Source organism: Acetobacter malorum, assembly GCF_002153605.1.
In the GTDB taxonomy this organism is placed as follows: domain Bacteria; phylum Pseudomonadota; class Alphaproteobacteria; order Acetobacterales; family Acetobacteraceae; genus Acetobacter; species Acetobacter malorum_A.
This window is the reverse complement of record NZ_JOPG01000022.1, coordinates 122,500-138,948: the sequence shown is the minus strand read 5'-3', so window position 1 is coordinate 138,948 and position 16,449 is coordinate 122,500. Positions and strand designations below refer to the sequence as shown.

Annotated in this window: 14 protein-coding genes; 4 read left to right on the top strand and 10 right to left on the bottom strand. The window is 59.9% G+C overall.

Annotation, left to right across the window (positions count from 1 at the left end; all coding sequences use genetic code 11):
• Nucleotides 1-23: 23 nt before the first annotated feature.
• Nucleotides 24-761: a tRNA1(Val) (adenine(37)-N6)-methyltransferase gene (locus HK23_RS10395; RefSeq protein ID WP_086653900.1), complete on the bottom strand. Its 738-nt coding sequence runs from the start codon at nucleotides 759-761 to the stop codon at nucleotides 24-26.
• Nucleotides 762-878: 117 nt separating this feature from the next.
• Between HK23_RS10395 and HK23_RS10390 the strand changes: the two genes are divergently transcribed.
• Nucleotides 879-1,949 (top strand): polyprenyl synthetase family protein, encoded by a 1,071-nt coding sequence (locus HK23_RS10390; protein ID WP_063908156.1) that lies wholly within the window; start codon nucleotides 879-881, stop codon nucleotides 1,947-1,949.
• Nucleotides 1,950-2,086: 137 nt separating this feature from the next.
• Here the strand turns inward: HK23_RS10390 and HK23_RS10385 are convergent, their stop codons facing one another.
• Both HK23_RS10385 and HK23_RS10380 read right to left on the bottom strand, forming a co-directional pair.
• Nucleotides 2,087-2,953, bottom strand: a complete 867-nt coding sequence (locus HK23_RS10385) for a glutamate racemase (protein ID WP_086653899.1) — start codon at nucleotides 2,951-2,953, stop codon at nucleotides 2,087-2,089.
• A 12-nt stretch (nucleotides 2,954-2,965) separates the two neighbouring features.
• Nucleotides 2,966-3,727, bottom strand: coding sequence for an orotate phosphoribosyltransferase (locus HK23_RS10380; RefSeq protein ID WP_063908158.1), 762 nt, complete (start codon nucleotides 3,725-3,727; stop codon nucleotides 2,966-2,968).
• Nucleotides 3,728-3,829: 102 nt separating this feature from the next.
• On the opposite strand from HK23_RS10380, the gene HK23_RS10375 reads away from it, so the two are divergent.
• Both HK23_RS10375 and HK23_RS10370 read left to right on the top strand, forming a co-directional pair.
• Entirely contained in the window at nucleotides 3,830-4,753 is a 924-nt protein-coding gene (locus tag HK23_RS10375) for an ELM1/GtrOC1 family putative glycosyltransferase (RefSeq protein ID WP_179193872.1), read from the top strand.
• Between the two features lie 142 nt (nucleotides 4,754-4,895).
• Nucleotides 4,896-5,135 carry a hypothetical protein gene (locus HK23_RS10370; protein ID WP_063908160.1) on the top strand — a complete coding sequence of 80 codons (240 nt, stop codon included), beginning with the start codon at nucleotides 4,896-4,898 and terminating at the stop codon, nucleotides 5,133-5,135.
• Nucleotides 5,136-5,551: 416 nt separating this feature from the next.
• Here HK23_RS10370 and gltA read toward each other — a convergent pair whose 3' ends face one another.
• From gltA to HK23_RS10350, 4 genes are all read right to left on the bottom strand, one after another.
• Nucleotides 5,552-6,862, bottom strand: coding sequence for a citrate synthase (gene gltA, locus HK23_RS10365; RefSeq protein WP_063908161.1), 1,311 nt, complete (start codon nucleotides 6,860-6,862; stop codon nucleotides 5,552-5,554).
• Nucleotides 6,863-7,013: 151 nt separating this feature from the next.
• A complete protein-coding gene (locus HK23_RS10360) occupies nucleotides 7,014-7,541 on the bottom strand; it encodes a SixA phosphatase family protein (RefSeq protein ID WP_086653897.1) in 528 nt (175 codons plus the stop codon).
• Nucleotides 7,538-7,855, bottom strand: a complete 318-nt coding sequence (locus HK23_RS10355; RefSeq protein WP_086653896.1) for a chorismate mutase — start codon at nucleotides 7,853-7,855, stop codon at nucleotides 7,538-7,540. Before HK23_RS10355 ends, HK23_RS10360 begins: the two co-directional genes overlap by 4 nt.
• Before the next feature lie 65 nt (nucleotides 7,856-7,920).
• Nucleotides 7,921-8,664: a metallophosphoesterase gene (locus HK23_RS10350; RefSeq protein ID WP_086653895.1), complete on the bottom strand. Its 744-nt coding sequence runs from the start codon at nucleotides 8,662-8,664 to the stop codon at nucleotides 7,921-7,923.
• Nucleotides 8,665-8,929: 265 nt separating this feature from the next.
• On the opposite strand from HK23_RS10350, the gene HK23_RS10345 reads away from it, so the two are divergent.
• A complete protein-coding gene (locus HK23_RS10345) occupies nucleotides 8,930-10,447 on the top strand; it encodes an acetyl-CoA hydrolase/transferase family protein (RefSeq protein ID WP_086653894.1) in 1,518 nt (505 codons plus the stop codon).
• Nucleotides 10,448-10,472: 25 nt separating this feature from the next.
• Here HK23_RS10345 and HK23_RS10340 read toward each other — a convergent pair whose 3' ends face one another.
• From HK23_RS10340 to HK23_RS10330, 3 genes are read right to left on the bottom strand one after another with little or no spacing between them, the layout of a single operon-like run.
• On the bottom strand, nucleotides 10,473-11,231 hold the full coding sequence (locus HK23_RS10340; RefSeq protein WP_063908165.1) for a hypothetical protein: 759 nt from the start codon (nucleotides 11,229-11,231) through the stop codon (nucleotides 10,473-10,475).
• Nucleotides 11,232-11,244: 13 nt separating this feature from the next.
• A complete protein-coding gene (locus HK23_RS10335) occupies nucleotides 11,245-15,771 on the bottom strand; it encodes an AAA family ATPase (RefSeq protein ID WP_086653893.1) in 4,527 nt (1,508 codons plus the stop codon).
• A 41-nt stretch (nucleotides 15,772-15,812) separates the two neighbouring features.
• Nucleotides 15,813-16,439, bottom strand: coding sequence for a thioredoxin domain-containing protein (locus tag HK23_RS10330; protein WP_086653892.1), 627 nt, complete (start codon nucleotides 16,437-16,439; stop codon nucleotides 15,813-15,815).
• Nucleotides 16,440-16,449 lie beyond the last annotated feature (10 nt).

Sequence of the window (16,449 nt, the reverse complement as noted above, 5' to 3'; positions counted from 1 at the left end):
CCCTCAGAGCGACCTGTGACTCTCTACAGGCCGGGCAGGGCTACCCCGTCTTCCAGCACAGCACGCGCCTGTGCTGTGAAGCTGCCATCCTCTTCATGCAAAATCATACCCGGTAGCAAGCGGGCGGGACTGCGCACGCCGTAACGGGCTTGCAGCAGCAGAATGCGGGATTCCCGTCCGGCCTTCGGCCAGAAGGGGTATGTCGTCACTCCGCCAAAGCCACTGTCCGTCAGTTGGGTAATGGCGGCGGCCATCAGGCTGACAGGCAGCGCCAGCGTCAGGCTGCCTTTATGCCGGAGCAGGCGGGCGCTGCCGCGTATCCACAGTTTCAGGGTGTCCGGCTGGGCTCTGCGGGCAAGGTCGCGCCGTTCAATGACCGAGGCCGTGCCATCCGGGTCGTGCCAGGGCGGATTCGCAAAACAATGGTCAAATAGTCCGTCGGGCAGCGTTTCCGGAAAGCTGGCATTGAGAATAGTGAGTCCATCCCGCGCATTCGCACTAAGGTTGTGGCGGGCGAGGGTTGCCGTCTCCGTATTCTGCTCTACACCGGTGCCTGTCAGCCCTGCTATGCGCTGGCTCAGGCAAAGCAGGCCTGCACCCGCCCCACAGCCGATTTCCGCCACGCGCTGCGGGGCGCGGGCAGGAACGGCAGCGGCCATAAGCACTGGTTCCAGGCCGGTTCTGTAACCAATGCGGAACTGGGAGTAGGCGATGCGGCCGCCCAGTAAGGTGTCATGAGAAAGGTCTGCAGGATGGGCCATAAACGGGTCTTAACAAAAAGTGTCTGGCAGTCTTGAGGCGGTTGGAGCTTGACCGTTTTTCTGGTGCCCCGCATATGGTTGGGCGTCAACTCATCCCATGGCTGGGGGATATAGCGTTTGGGTGTTGCAGTTAGTCTGCCAGAATCTGGTAGGGCCACAAGCCAGGATGGATCTAGTGTTTCTGTGAGTAAGCCAGGAGAAGCGGGCTTAAAAGCCCTAGCCGATTACCTCGCGCAGGATATGCGCGCCTGTAATCAGGTTATTGTTGCGCGAATGCAAAGCCCGGTTGCGCTTATCCCGCAGCTGGCCGCACATCTTGTTGCCGCAGGCGGCAAGCGCCTGCGGCCATTGCTGACGCTGGCTGCGGCCCGGCTCTGCGGGTACGATAATCAGGACGGCAAGCTGCGGCATGTCGAGATTGCGGCCTGTGTTGAATTCATTCATACCGCCACGCTGCTGCATGACGATGTGGTGGATGAAAGCCAGCTCCGCCGCGGGCTTGCGAGTGCCAATGCCATTTTTGGCAACAAGGCCTCTGTGCTGGTTGGGGATTTCCTGTTCGCGCGTGCGTTCCAGATTCTCACAGCCGATGCCTCGCTGGATGTCATGGCGATTCTCTCTGCGGCCTCTGCCACGCTGGCAGAAGGCGAGGTCATGCAGATGACCACGCAGAATGATCTCTCCACATCAGTCGATCAGTATTTGCAGGTGATCTATGGCAAAACCGCGGCACTGTTTGCTGCCGCGTGTGAAGCCGGAGCCGTGATTGGTGAGGCTACGCCAGAACAGCGCGAGGCCCTGCGGGTCTATGGTGCTAATCTGGGCATGGCCTTCCAGCTGGTGGATGATGCACTGGATTACGCTGCTGATCAGGCCGTGCTGGGTAAGGAAGTGGGTGATGATTTCCGTGAGGGGAAAGTCACCCTGCCGGTTCTGGCGGCTTATGAAGCAGGCAGTGAGGAAGACCGGGTTTTCTGGCGTCGCGTGATTGAAGACTCCGAGCAGAAGCCGGAAGATCTGGACAGAGCGTTGGCGCTGATTGCCCAGACCGATGCCATTGGCGCAACACTGCGCAAGGCAGAAGAGTATGCGGCCAAGGCCCGTGAGGCGCTGGCGCTGTTCCCGGAATGTGACATTCATTCCCTGCTGATTGAAACTGCCAGCTATTCAGCCAGCCGCGAACGCTAAAGGCGGTTTCCCGTAAAAAAGGGGTGGCTGAGGCCGCCCTTTTTTATTGCCCTGTGTGTTGCAGCGTAGAGCGAGAGCAGCCCATTCTGGACAGGCAAATAGCCCGTCGGTCGGTTGATACCCGTAAGTAGGGCTCTCTAGGCGTGATGGCTGGTGGTGCTTAAGCCGGAAGGTGCGTTTTCGGCATCCCACAAAGTGATATTGTCAAAGCCGTAAGCGGGCAGGGCTTTGGTGAGGGCGGCGCTGTCTGGCGGCTCAGCTGTGAACCATGCCCGGGCGGGTTCGGTCATCCGTGCGCAGGCAGGCAGGGTGCTGAGGATTGTTGCCGTATGGCGGGCGACAGCCTCGGCCGGGTCCAGCCATGTGATGCCGGGCGGAGAGACGGCTCTCAGTTGATCCAGCACGAAGGTATAATGCGTGCAGCCAAGGCCGACGGTATCAAGCTCAGCCGAACAGTCCCGGGAAAACAGGCCGTTGATTTCAGCTCTGATAACGTCATCAGGCACAGCATAGCCGCGGAAAGCTCGCTCAGCGCAAGCAGCAAGCCCCGGTGCGGCATGCGCAATCAGCGTGCAGTCGGGGGCGTAAAGCGCCTGCAACGTGCTCAGGTATGGGCGCTTGGTGGTGGCGCGAGTGGCCAGCAGGCCGATGACATGTGTTTTTGTGATGCGAGCGGCCCAGCGAATGGGAGGGACACAGCCAATAAAAGGCATATCCGGGCAGGCGGCGCGTAAAGCATCCAGCGCCAGTGTGCTGGCGGTGTTGCAGGCCACAACAACAGCCTGCGGGCGCAGGCGTTGGATGGCACCCGAGAGCAGGGAGACAATGCGGTTCGTCAGGAACGCATCATCCTGCTCTCCGTATGGAAAAACCGCCGTATCCGCCAGATAGCTGACAGAGGCGGCGGGGCAGAGCGTGCGAATCGCCCTGACAATCCCCAGGCCCCCAATCCCGGAATCAAATGCCAGAATATGTCGGGGGCTGGAGAAAGCAGGGGTCGTCATGGAATGCTGAACTCAGGCAGGCTTGTCTTTGTTCGCTTTGAACGCTGCGGCTTCTTCCAGACTGCCGACGCCACCGTGGCGGGCAGACCATGCAGCCGGGTTTTCAAGAAAGCGCCGCACTTCTGCCGCAGCTTCTTCCGAGAAATAGGGACGCGTTGAACAGGCTTCCAGCACATCCCACCATGTGCACAGGGCGTGCAGGGAGATGTTCATGTTTGTCAGAGACTGATGAGCCCCCGGGAAGACCCCGTAATAGAAGATGACAAAAGCATGATTGATCAGCGCACCGGCATTCCGCAGCGCATTGGCAAAGGCAACCTTGGAGGCGCCATCCGTGGTAAGATCTTCCACCAGCAGGGTGCGCATGTTCTCCGGCACATCGCCTTCAATCTGGGCGTTACGGCCAAAGCCTTTGGGCTTTTTGCGGACATAGGCCATGGGCAGCATCATGCGGTCGGCCATCCACGCAGCGAAGGGGATGCCGGCGGTTTCTCCCCCTACAACGGCGTCAATGCTTTCATACCCCACATGACGGCCGATCTTTTCCACACCCAGTTCCATGATCTTGGCGCGGGCGCGGGGGAAGAAGATAATGCGACGGCAATCGATATAAACCGGGGACTTCCAGCCGGAGGTCAGCGTGTAAGGCTCTTCCGGGCGGAAGTTGATGGCTTTGATTTCCAGCAGCAGACGTGCCGTGCACAGGGCCGCATCGCGATCCCAGTCGCTGGTCTCGCCAGCATGAGGGGCGACCAGGTTTGCGGGTGACGTCATGAAGCGCTTCCTTGATTATGGCGGTTGGAATTTGCTTTGGCATAGCCCCCGGCGGCGTGAAAATCTATGCTTCATCTCAGTCTTGCCTGCCGGAATGAGAAAATGAGCTTCTCTGTAACAAAGTTGGCGCCTGTCTGGGTGGTAGAGACCACCGTTGGACCCGACCCGGGACCGGCCTATGTGCTGGCTTCCCGCCTTGGGTGCCTGTTCCGGCGTGTGCGGATGGAAATGCTTGCACTCGATTCGTTTCTGGAAGAACGACGAGAGCCGGGGCTGATCCTCACATCCGGCTGGCGTTCCGGTTATGCGGCCCTTAGAGCTGCGCGCCGGGCGGGGTGCCCTGTGGTGTGGTGTGTGCGGCATGAAGGTCGGTCTGCCCCCATGCTGCGGTCTTTGCCGTTTGATCTTGTGGTTGCGCCATCGCCCGCCGCGCCTACAGCCAAATTCTGCCCGACGCTGGGGCCGATGACGATTGTCTCGCCGGCTCTGCTGGCTCGCGCGGGCAGGGCCTGGCAGGAGCGACTGGAGCATCTGCCGCATCCGCGCATGACTGTTCTTGTGGGGGCGCAGGCCTACCGCACGCAGGAAGAGGCTTTGTTACACGGCAAAAAGCTGGCGGGGCTGGTCAATCGGCAAGGTGGCTCCGTGCTGCTGGTGGTGCGGGATGATAGCAAACCGGACCTGACGGATGCTTTTATCACGGGCCTCTCCGATACCTTTCTGCTGGTCTGGCGGCAGGGAGAGCCGGATGAAGATCCGCTGCTGGGCTTTATCGGCTGTTCCGACTGCGTGGTGGTGGGGGGCGGTGATGTCGCCATGCTGGTGGAAGCCTGTGTGGCTGACAGGCCGGTCTTTCTGATGGAGCGAGAGCAGGACTTGCGCGGTATGCGTGGGCGGGTGGCGCGCCGCTTGATAGAAGACGGGCATGTGCGGGTTTTGACCGACAATCTTTCACCCTGGCCGCGGCAGGTGCTGGATGAAGCAGGCCGTGTGGCGGCTATTTTAAGAAGTCGCTGGGCTTTATAGGGGCGCATCTGCTGTATTGGCGCCCCGTGAAAAAACTTGTGATCGGAAGAACGGCCCTAAAGACGCATTGTGCCTTGCATAATAGTGGGAATTGGCGTCTAATCTGCGTTGTTGAGAGTGATTATTAATTAAGGATAGTGCTGTGGCTGTTGAACTAAGTCGGATCGCGCGTAAATGCGAGCGAGCTGTCGTCACGGCGTATCAGGAGTTACGCGAAGTCGGCACAGAGGATGTGACCGCTTTCCATGCCTGCACAACTCTGTATCGCATTCATCATCCTGAAGCGTCTTTGAATGAAGCCCGCCGTCTGGTCTCCGAATGGATTGATCATCACGTGGTGCGTGAGTCCAAGGCCCCGACAAAAGGGTGTGACTGCGATTAATCTGCTCAGCCAATAAGGCGGAGCCTGCGCTTTCAGGAAGGTCAGATCGGGTTGCCCGGTCTGGCTTTTTTTATTGGCCGATGACTATGGGCTTCAGATTATTTCTGCAAAACAGTTTTTAGTGTTTTGTTTTTAAATAAAAATGGAAATTCTGAGGCTGGGCATGTCCGCCGTATAAGGGGATATGCGCTCAGGGTCTGCTTGTATTATCCGGCGTGTGCGGGTGCGAAGTGGTTCGGCGTGCAGTTCAGGCGCTGCCCATAAGCCGCGCTTTCTTCAGTCAGGGGGGGGGCAGTCCACTGCCACGTAGTCGGCCCGGATTGATCTTAGGATAAAAGTATTTTGCGCCTGAATGCCTTTGCATTGCAGGCGCAAAATCCGTTAGTCATTTTCAAGCAAAAATGCTCGGAAGAGGCTTACCGTTTGTCGAGCGCCACAAAGTCTCTCTGTGGTGAGCCGGTATAGAGCTGACGGGGGCGGCAGATGCGCTGGCCCGGTTCTTCGATCATTTCCTTCCACTGGCTCACCCAGCCGGTGGTACGGGCTACAGCAAACAGCACGGTGAACATGCTGGTGGGAATGCCCATGGCTTTCAGGATAATGCCCGAATAGAAATCGACATTCGGATAGAGTTTCCGCTGGACAAAATAGTCGTCATTGATGGCGATTTTCTCAAGCTCAATCGCCAGATCCAGCAGCGGGTCATCTTTAATGCCGAGTTCGCCCAGCACTTCATGGCAGGTCTGCTGCATGATCTTCGCGCGCGGGTCGAAGTTCTTATAAACGCGGTGGCCAAAGCCCATCAGCTTCACACCACTGGTTTTGTCTTTCACCTTGGCGATGAAGTCAGGGATGTTTTCCTTGCTGCCAATGGTGGCCAGCATTTTCAGAACAGCCTCGTTCGCGCCGCCATGTGCGGGTCCCCAAAGGGCCGCAATCCCTGCGGAAATACAGGCGAAGGGGTTGGCGCCCGTAGAGCCTGCCATCCGCACGGTGGAGGTGGAGGCGTTCTGTTCATGGTCGGCATGCAGGATCAGGATCCGGTTCATAGCGCGGGCCAGAACGGGGTTGATCTTATAGGGTTCAGACACGCGCGCGAACATCATGGAGAGGAAATTCTCCGCGTAGTTCAGGTCATTACGCGGATAGATGAAGGCCTCACCCTGCGTGTATTTATAAGCCCACGCTGCGATGGTCGGGATTTTGGCAATCAGCCGCATGGCGGCGAGGTCACGGTTGGACTTGATCGCAATATCACTGGCGTCCGGGTAAAATGCGGAGAGTGCCCCAACCGTGCCACACAGAATGGCCATGGGGTGGGCATCACGCCGGAAACCGTTGAAGAAATTCCGGATCTGCTCATGCAGCAGCGTGTGATTGGTCAGGGTTTTGGAGAATTTCTCGAAATCCCCTGCGTTCGGCAGCTCACCATTCAGAAGCAGGTAGATGACTTCCTCATAGGAGGCATTTTCCGCAAGCTGGGCGATGGGATAGCCGCGATGCAGGAGAACGCCTTTGTCCCCGTCAATAAACGTGATTTTGCTGGAACAGGATGCTGTTTCGCCATAGCCGGGGTCGTAGGTGAAAACGCCCATCTCGGCCGGGAGCTTGCGGATATCGACAACATCCGGTCCGATTGTGCCGGAAAGGACCGGGAGTTCAGCCGTCCGCCCACCGAGTGATAGGGTTGCGTTAGACCGCTGACCTTCATTCTGCGATGCGCTCATGATCTTTCCTTCTGCATTGTAGAGCCGCTGCCAGACTGGCGGCCTGCTGTCTGATTCTTGTCCCCGATCCAGAAAGAAACAGGAAGCTGGTGGGCGATAAACCGCGCGTTATCAAAAAGGATCATGCTCAGAAAACTGCGCTTTCTTGGCCTTAGGGTCGCGCGAATGTGTCCAAAGTCAGGCTTTTCTCATCGCACTGATCCCAGCGCGACGCGTCGTCTGCATTTTCAGAACCCCACATATGGAAGACGGCGAGAGAGGCTGTAGCGAATCCCTGATCCAGCACTTCGGCCTGATCATCCAGCCAGCGGGCGAGGGCGGAGATGCCGGGGTTGTGCCCAATCAGCAGTACGGTACGCGCTTCAGGCGGCGCTTGCCGGATACGTTCCAGAAGGGCAGACGGCTGGGCTTCGTAAATATCAGGGCAGAATTGGGTGGGGTGTGCGGGCGGCGGCTGGAACGGCTCTAATCCGGCCAGCGTCTCCCGCGTGCGGCGGGCAGGGCTGCACAGAACAACGTCCGGGGCGAAAGCGTTCGCCCTGAGCCATGCGCCGCACCGGCTGGCGGCAAGCCGTCCTTCGGCTGTCAGCGGACGGGCCAGATCGGCCTGTTCGCTAAAATCGCCCCCTGGAGGGCTGGCTGCTTCCGCATGCCGCAGCAGAAGGAGGCGGCGCGTCACTTTGTTGTCGATTCGGAAGACTGTTTTGCAATCGCCTCATGATGGCGAATGACTTCATGAATAATGAAGTTCAGAAATTTCTCGGCAAAATCAGGGTCAAGGTGCGCTTCTTCCGCCAGTGTCCGCAGGCGGGTGATCTGACGAGCTTCTCTGGCCGGGTCAGCCGGCGGCATCCCGTAGCGGGCTTTGAGCGCCCCGACAGCTTTGGTGCAGCGGAAGCGTTCCGCCAGCATGGCAACAAGGGCGGCGTCGATATTGTCGATGCTGCGACGGAGGTCCAGCAGGGCATCAGCGGGGGTGGGCTGGTCGGTCACGGTTTGCACGGTTCTTCGTTTCTATTTCTATTTCGTAATATAAAGGACTGGTTCGCGCAAGACTATTACACTGCGGACCCAGAATCTTCCATAAAGTTAGCAGGCACATCCAGCCAGGCGAGGTGGCCGCCTTTTCCGGCACCTGTATCGGTAAAGATAGCCTGTCCTCCGGCACGGCCGGGGATAGTCAGCGGGCAGCCATTGGTGGAGCGCTGGTCATGCCCGCAATACACGGTGTAGCCAGTGGGGATGTGGTTGACCCAGTTCAGGCAACGTTCGGGAAAGCCGTCTTTCTGCACTCTGCTGGTGGTTTCCCCAAACAGCGCACGGGAAAGCAGAAAGGTCACACGGCCTAAAGCCGGTGGGGGTGGCTCCATGAGCATCCGCACATCAAAAGCTCCATGCACAAACAGCATGCGCCCCAGAACCAGCCAGGCCGGGGCCGTCTCCAGCATCTCCAGCGCAAACTCCAGCACATCCGCGTTTTCTGGCTGGTGGAGCTGAGCCATTGTGGCTTCCAGCGGCGGATCGGGCCGCAGCTTTTTGCCCAGCAAAGCGCGGCCCAGTTTGCGGTCATGGTTGCCGATCAGAAACAGGCCGCGCCCTGCGCGCATCACATCGTGCATCAGCCGAAGCACGCCGGCACTGTCCGGCCCGTAATCTACAAGATCACCAAGCTGGATAATAAAGCGGTCCGTGGCAACGGCGTGGCGGAAGGCCTGTAAATCTCCATGCACGTCTCCCACAATGCGGAGTCCTTTCCGCATTGCCGCTTTCACGTTTTCGTCAAGGAAGAGGCTTGTGTGCATCTGCTGTTATCCATCTTTCTCCTTCCCATGTAGGCGCCACAGGCGGACACAGGGAAGGGAGGAGAGGGAATTTTTTGTTAGCCAGTGTTTTGTGCACAAGCATGTGACGCGCCACGCCTGAAATTTTCTGCCTACGTTACGCGCATCATCCGGCCCCACAGGTGTGCCGGTGGGAAGGAGTGGAGCAATGGGATATAGAGCGCTTCGTGCCCGTTTGGTCCGCTTCGTGTCGGAACAGGAATAATAAAGAACAGGAAGGCCTCTCATGAAAGAGCGCATTCGTAACGTCGCCCTGCGCAGCAAAGTCTGTTCTGCAGAAACAGCCGCTGAGCTTATCCGTCCCGGTGCTGTGGTTGGCGCCAGTGGCTTTACCGGAGCGGGCTACCCGAAGGCTGTGCCGGAAGCTCTGGCAAGCATTATGGAGCAGGCCCACGCACGGGGTGAAGACTATCGCATCAGCCTGATTACCGGGGCATCCACCGGCCCGCAGCTGGATGGCGTGCTGGCTAAAGCCAACGGTGTGGCGTTCCGCTCGCCCTTTAATACCGATGCGAACATGCGCAACCGGATTAATGACGGTGAGACAGAATATTTCGATAACCATCTTGGTCAGGTTGCCGGGCGCGCCGTGCAGGGCAATTACGGCAAGTTTGATATTGCCCTGATTGAAGCTGTAGCCATTACCGAAGATGGCGGCATTGTTCCGACTTCATCCGTTGGGAACTCCCAGACCTTTCTGGATATCGCCGAGAAGGTGATTATTGAGGTCAATGACTGGCAGAACCCCGGTCTTGAGGGCATTCACGACATCTGGGACGGGAATGTGAGCGGTGTGCCGCCGCGCGACATTATTCCGCTCCGCACGGCAGATGGCCGCATTGGTGGGCCAGCGCTGCGCGTAAACCCGGACAAGATTGTTGCGGTGGTCAAAGCGCATGACAGAGACCGCAATGCTCCCTTTGCAGCGCCGGATGAAAATGCCCGGGCGATTGCGGGGCATCTGCTTGATTTCTTCAGCCATGAAGTCAAACAGAATCGTCTGCCGCCCTCTCTGCTCCCCTTGCAGTCTGGTGTGGGCAACGTGGCGAATGCCGTGCTGGAAGGGCTGAATGAAGGCCCGTTTGAAAATCTGGTTGGCTATAGTGAAGTCATTCAGGACGGTATGCTGGCCATGCTGGATTCTGGCCGGATGCGGGTGGCGTCTGCCACATCGTTCTCTCTCAGCCCGGACGCGGCGGAAGAGATTAACAACCGCATGGATTTTTTCCGCACCAAGATCATTCTGCGTCAGCAGGATGTGAGCAACAGCCCCGGAGTCATTCGTCGTCTTGGCTGTATTGCCATGAACGGCATGATTGAAGCTGACATCTATGGCAACGTGAACTCCACCCGCGTGATGGGGTCCAAGATGATGAACGGGATTGGCGGCTCCGGCGATTTTGCCCGTAGCTCCTACCTGTCCATCTTCCTGTCACCCTCCACAGCCAAAGGCGGCAAGATTTCTGCCATTGTGCCAATGGCGGCGCATGTGGACCACATCATGCAGGATACCCAGATTTTTGTGACGGAACGCGGGCTGGCTGATCTGCGTGGGCTTTCACCCGTGCAGCGGGCGCAGCAGATTATCACGCACTGCGCACACCCGGATTATCAGCCGATGTTGCAGGATTATTTTGACCGGGCGCGCAAAGAGTCGTTCGGCAAACATACGCCGCATCTGCTGAATGAGGCGCTGTCCTGGCATCAGCGTTTTGTGGAAACGGGAAGCATGTTACCGGCCTGAAAAGGCCGGGAAACGGCAGCCTGACTTAGCTGTCCCGGGCGAGAGTCTGGGACAGTTGTGTGGGCTGCGGTGTGACGACAATATCAACCGGGCGTTCAGCCAGAAATTCTTCGGCTGAGAAGGTTGTCGTAATCGGGTTTTCCGTAATCACGGCTTCCGCATCCCGGTGCACCAGCGTGAACAGATCTGGTGCTGCGGTGGGTGAGAGATACGCCGCATAAGGATGATGTCCTGCCATACGGTGGGCGGCATAGGCCTCCCGCGTGGAATGAACGGGAATGGCAACCAGCATGGACGGGTCGGCCTGCAGAGCGACCTGTGTCGTTTCCTTGCTGGAGGGTACCAGCACCACACGGTCCCGCATTCTGGCTTTACGCACCAGCATGGCAACGTCTGCCGGATTAGTGTCGTTCAGGTCCAGCATCAGCAGCGTATGGGCGCGGCGGGATGAGGCCAGAACTTCATTCAGGGGGTTGGAGCCGGGTACAACAATAACCCGTCCATCTTCCTGAGAGGCCAGTTCCAGCCGCAGCATGCCCGGGCTGTCCTGATGCGGCAGGCCGGCTGAGGCTGACGTCATGCTCAGCCCGGTGCCGGGCGTGCAGATAATCAGACCATGATGGATACGGGCGAGAAGCCCATAGGCTTTGGAGTGATGCAAAACCACGCCGGCACAGGCCAGCATGCACACGCCAACAGCAACAATGCCTTTGCCAAGGCAGCGTTTGAGGGGACTCCCTGTGGATTTGCAGGGTTTGTCTGATGTCGTATCAGGATGCGGCATCTGTCTTTTATCCCTAGTCCTGTTGCCCAGCCATGGCGGCGGCGCGAGCAAGGTCAACTGACAGAACACGGCTGACGCCGCGCTCCTGCATGGTTACGCCAAAAAGGTGGTCCATATGTGCCATTGTCAGCTGATGGTGAGTAACAACCAGAAAACGGGTTCCTGCTTCTGTGACCATGTCCCCTAACAGGGAACTGAAACGTCCAACGTTGGCATCATCAAGCGGTGCGTCAACCTCGTCGAGCACACAAACGGGGGCCGGGTTACAGCGAAACACTGCAAAAATCAATGAAAGAGCGGTTAAAGCCTGTTCACCTCCCGAAAGCAGCGAGAGGGTCGCCAGCTTTTTACCCGGTGGCTGAGCGTAGATTTCCAGACCGGCTTCCAGCGGATCATCACTGCCCACAAGGCCCAGATGCGCCCGCCCGCCGCCAAACATGCGGGAGAAGAGGGACTGGAAATGCTGGTCCACCTGCGTGAACACCGCCATCAGGCGTTCCCGCCCTTCCTTATTCAGGGAGCCGATGGAGCCGCGCAGGCGGGCAATGGCGGCCTCAAGGTCGGCAATTTCTGCCGCCAGCGTGTTGGCCTGGCCAGAGGCTTCCTCAGCTTCAATTTCCGCCCGCAGGTTGACGGGGCCCATCTCTTCGCGTTCCCGCGTCAGGCGGGAGATTTTGCGGCGTAGGGCGCTTTCTGCCGCCTCAGTCAGGTCTCCGGTGGGCGCGCGCGGCGGAGCCGGGGTTTCCACCAGAAGCTGATCGAGAATGGCCTGTGCCTGCTCACTGCGGGCTTCGGCTTTCAGTAGATTTTCACGCGCGGCTGTAAGCTGTGCTTCCGTTTTGCGGCGCTGCTCGTTGGCGTTGGCCAGAGCGGCCTCGGCCTCGGCGCGGGCTTTGTCGGCTTCTGCGTAGGTTGTTTCTGCCTCGGTCAAAGCCTGAAGCGTGTTCTTTTTTAGCCGTTCTGCTTCCGCAGGCAGTTCCGAGACGGTCTGATGTTCCGTGCGGGCAGCCTCCAGCCGGGCCTGAGCGTGGGTCAGCTCCGTTTGGGCGGCTTCTGCTCGGGCTGTCCAGTCCTGCACGGCTGCGTTCAGAGACGCCTGTTTGCTGGCTAGTGTGGCTTTTTCTGCCTGCAGGGCGGCCCGGAGTTCGCGCGCCTGCTCCAGTTTTGTTGTGAGGGCGCTGCGTTTTTCCCGCAGGGTGGCCAAGTCTTCCTCGCCACTTTCCGGCAGAGCGGCAGAGGCTTCTTGCAGTGCAGTGGTGGTGCGGGTTTTGCGGCCTTCGGCTTCAGTCTGTTCTGCCTGAAGTGTTTCCAGCCGCGGGGAGAGGGCCGCCAGACGGGAGCGGAGTTCGAGCGAGAGTTCCTGCAATTTCTGGTGGTGTTGCGCTGCCGTTTGAGCGGCGCTTTCAGCGCTCGCCGCGGCCTGCTCCGCCATGCGGCAGGCGGCCTCGGCTTCAGTCTGCCGGGTTTGGGCAGCTTGCAGAGCGTCCTCAATCTGCTTGTCTGCCTGTCCCGCAGCCAGACGGCTTTCCAGATCCGTGAGGGCGCTTTCTTCTGCCGCAACATCCTGGCGCAGGCGGTCGCGTTCCGGCAGCAGGGTTTCAAGCCGGGCGCTGGCGGTGGCCTGCTGGTTTTCCGCGCGGGTGAGGGCGTCCTGCGCGGTGCGAAGGTGTTGCTCCGCCATTTTTAGGGCTGTGCGGGCCTGCTGCTCGGCCTGCTGAGCCGCGGTGTCTTTCTGGCGCGCCTGATCCAGAGCTGTTTTGAGCGTTTCCGTTTGCGGCAAGGCATCGCGCGCAGCTGTGGCGGCCGTCAGGGCGGCGTCTGCATCCTTTCTGGCGGCAACGGCGCGTTCCTGCTGCGGGCGCAGCCCATCCAGCCGGGCGCGAGAGGCCGCATGACGGCGCTCAAGGTCTGCTTCCTGCGTGCGGGCCTGTTGCAGGGCCTGTTCCAGCTTGGCGCGCTGGGTCCGCTGGTCTGCTGCGTGCTGCTCCATTTCCCGCAGAGCTGTGGTGGCGGTGGTGACGGCCTGTTCCGCTTCCGGGGCGTCTTCCTGAAGCGTTGCAATGCGCTGTTCTGTTTCTTTCAGAATCCGGCGCTGGCCGAGGCGACGTGTTGCGGCGTCCGGCTCTCCTGCGCGGGTATAAAACCCATCCCAGCGCCAAAGGTCGCCAGTGCGGGAGACAAGACTTTGTCCCGGCTTAAGCGCGGCTTGCAGCGGGCGACCATCCACACCGTCCGGCAACAGGCCGATGCAGGCCAGCACACGGTCCAGCGCTTCCGGGGCTTTGATATGCGCTTTGAGGGGAATAGCGCCACCGGGCAGGGCGGAGAGATCACTGGACGCAGGCAGAGTGTGCCAGCCACGTGCGGCGTTATCAGCCACCGGGGCATCCAGCCCTTCCGAGAGGGCGGCGGCCAGAGCAGCCTCATACCCTTCCGGGATGTCCATGCGGGCGGAAACAGGTTCGTCCGAGCCTGTGGCGTCCGTGCCCAGTGCCTGCGCGAGACCTTCAGCCTGTGCCTGCAAGCGGGTGAGTTCCGTGCGCAGGGTGTTCTGGCGGGTCAGGGCGTCGTTATGGCGGGTTTTGAGGTCTGTCAGGGCGCTTTCAGCCTGACTGAGCGCATCCGTGACGGTGCGGAGTTTCTCTTCCTGCGTGGCGCGGGTGGTTTGGGCGGCCTTGAGTGTGTCGTCCGGAAGGGCGTCGGCCTGCGCCTGTTCCAGCCCTTTTGTCAGCGTCTCTTCTTCCTGCCGGGCGCGGTGGAGGGCAGTTTGAGCCGCAGAGCAGGCAGCTTCTACCGTCTTGCGATGGCTTTCATGTTCCTGAAAATTGCGGCTGGCCTGAGTAAGGGTGGCCGAGGTCTCGCGCCGGGTAGCTTCGGCTTCTTCCAGTGCGCGCGCGGCGGTCTGGTGGGATGTGGTGGCCTGTGCGGCTTTGTCTCTCAGAGCCTGAAGAGCGGCATCTTCCAGTAATGCGCCTTGCGTGTCGGCGTGCCGTTTTTCCAGTTGCGCCAGATCGGCTCGCAAGGTGTTCAGTTTGGCGCGGCTGCGCTCCAGTGCCTTACGGGTTTCAGCCTGTGTCTGGCGGGCGTTCTCTGCATCGTTCCGGGCGATGGAAAGCGCTACGCTGGATTCGGAACGGGTGCGGTCAGCCTCTTCAAAAGCGGTGCGGGCCGCAGCTTGAGCAGCGCGGGCGTCCTGCACGGCTTTGACGGCGACCTCCATGCTCTCATCAGAGGGCAGGCGCTCCTGTAGCGCGGCCAGTTCAGCCTGAAGGGTGGAGACGGCGTCGGACGCGCGGGCCAGTAAGCTTGTGGCAGCGTCCAGATCTTCCGTGGCGCGTTGCTTGCGGGCGCGGGCAGCGGCCAGTGTTTCGGTCTGCTGGGCGAGGGTGCGTTCGCTTTCCGCCAGAGCGTCTGTCAGCTCCGTTTGTCGGGTTTCAGCGTCTGCTGTCCGTTGCGGGAGCGAGGCTTCAGCCGCTTCAGCCTCGGCTTTCTCTGCATTCAGGCGCTCCAGCGTGCTGGTGGCATCCTCCACACGGGTCTGGGCGGCGGTATAGTCGGCCTCATGCTGATGGAGGCGGTCCGTGGCACTTTTGGCCTGCGCGGCGGCGCGTTCTTCTTCCCGCGTCACACCTTCTGCCGTCACGCGGCAGCGTTCCAGAACAGTGCGGGCTTCATCCGCACGGGCGCGGATGGCGGGGAGTTTCTGGTTAGCTTCAAACTCCGCCACCACAGCGCTTTCTGCGGCGTCTTCATGCTCAGTCAGCGCATGGCGGGCGCGGGCGGCAGTCTCGATGGCGCGTTCCACTGCCTGCCGGGCACGGGCATGCAGCACGGCCAGCAATTCGGTTTCTGTCTCGCGCAGGGCTGCGGACAGTTCCCGGTAGCGGCTGGCCTCACGGGACTGTTCAGCCAGACCACCCAGCCGGGCTTCCAGTTGCTGGCGGAGGTCTTCTGCGCGGGTCAGATTGTTTTCAGTGGCGCGGAGCTTGAGTTCCGCCTCGTGCCTGCGGGCGTGCAGGCCGGTAATGCCTGCGGCTTCTTCCAGAATGGAGCGGCGTTCTTCCGGGCGTGCCCCGACCAGCATGGCCACGCGGCCTTGACTGACCATAGCGGAAGAGCGGGCGCCGGAGGCCAGATCGGCAAACAAAGTCTGCACATCACGTGCACGGGCCGGTTTGCCGTTAATGCGGTATTCACTACCGGAGCCGCGTTCGGCCCGGCGGGTGATCTGAAGTTCGTCCTGATCAGCAAAGGCGGCGGGACCACGGCCCTGTGTGCCTTCCAGCGTGACGGTGACTTCTGCCAGAGAGCGGGCTGGGCGGCCTGCTGTGCCCGCAAAAATCAGATCGTCCATTTCTCCGCCGCGCAGGGAGCGGGCGGAGGATTCCCCCATCACCCAGCGCAGTGCTTCCACCACGTTGGATTTGCCGCAACCGTTAGGCCCCACAATGCCGGTCAGACCGGGGAGGATTTCCACGGTGACGGGTTCAGCAAAGCTTTTGAACCCGACAATCCGCAAACGGACAAAACGAACGGTCATGCAGAAACGGACTTACTGCAGGATAAACGGGAAAGAGCGCGTCAGCTGGCGTCTGCCACGTTTTTGGCGAAGGCTTCGTACGTCATGTCATTCGACATCTGAATTTTGTTGTTGAAGCGGAAGGTCGGCGTGGAATCGAAATGATATTTGTTCTGCGCTTCCGTCTGCTGAGACAGGATGAACTGCATCAGCTGCTGGTCCGCGACCGTCTTGTCGAACACATCACCCGGCATACCGGCAAAGGCGGCCATTTTCTTCAGGGCTTCCAGCGGGCTGCTGTCCCGGATGTAGGCCCAGCGGTCGAGGCTGGCGAGCAGGGACGCGGTGAACGGCTCATAGCGTTCCGGCGGCAGGGTGCGGGCGACCATGGCGGCGACGGTGGCCAGCTGATCGGTCGGGAAGTCATGGAAAACGTAGCGGATTTTCCCGGTGTCGATCAGGTTTTTCTTCACCAGCGGGAAGGTGTTCTCGGAAAAATGGGCGCAATGAATGCAGGTGAGGGAGAACCATTCTTCCACAACAATTTTCGCGTTCGGATCACCCAGTTCACGCGTCGTCATGCGCGGATCTGCTGCGGGAGCTGTATCGGCAAAAGCCAGACCGTGCGTTGCCGTTGCGGCCAGAGCCGTGCCAGCGGTGACAAGGAGTGAGCGGCGGGAAAAGGACATCGGAAATCCT

Excerpts from the sequence above, each read along its gene's own strand:
- HK23_RS10345 (WP_086653894.1), top strand. The coding sequence starts at position 8,930 with ATGAAAGAGCGCATTCGTAACGTCGCCCTGCGCAGCAAAGTCTGTTCT.
- HK23_RS10340 (WP_063908165.1), bottom strand. The coding sequence starts at position 11,231 with ATGCCGCATCCTGATACGACATCAGACAAACCCTGCAAATCCACAGGG.
- HK23_RS10380 (WP_063908158.1), bottom strand. The coding sequence starts at position 3,727 with ATGACGTCACCCGCAAACCTGGTCGCCCCTCATGCTGGCGAGACCAGC.
- HK23_RS10330 (WP_086653892.1), bottom strand. The coding sequence starts at position 16,439 with ATGTCCTTTTCCCGCCGCTCACTCCTTGTCACCGCTGGCACGGCTCTG.
- HK23_RS10395 (WP_086653900.1), bottom strand. The coding sequence starts at position 761 with ATGGCCCATCCTGCAGACCTTTCTCATGACACCTTACTGGGCGGCCGC.
- HK23_RS10385 (WP_086653899.1), bottom strand. The coding sequence starts at position 2,953 with ATGACGACCCCTGCTTTCTCCAGCCCCCGACATATTCTGGCATTTGAT.
- HK23_RS10335 (WP_086653893.1), bottom strand. The coding sequence starts at position 15,771 with ATGACCGTTCGTTTTGTCCGTTTGCGGATTGTCGGGTTCAAAAGCTTT.
- HK23_RS10375 (WP_179193872.1), top strand. The coding sequence starts at position 3,830 with ATGAGCTTCTCTGTAACAAAGTTGGCGCCTGTCTGGGTGGTAGAGACC.
- HK23_RS10350 (WP_086653895.1), bottom strand. The coding sequence starts at position 8,664 with ATGCACACAAGCCTCTTCCTTGACGAAAACGTGAAAGCGGCAATGCGG.
- gltA (WP_063908161.1), bottom strand. The coding sequence starts at position 6,862 with ATGAGCGCATCGCAGAATGAAGGTCAGCGGTCTAACGCAACCCTATCA.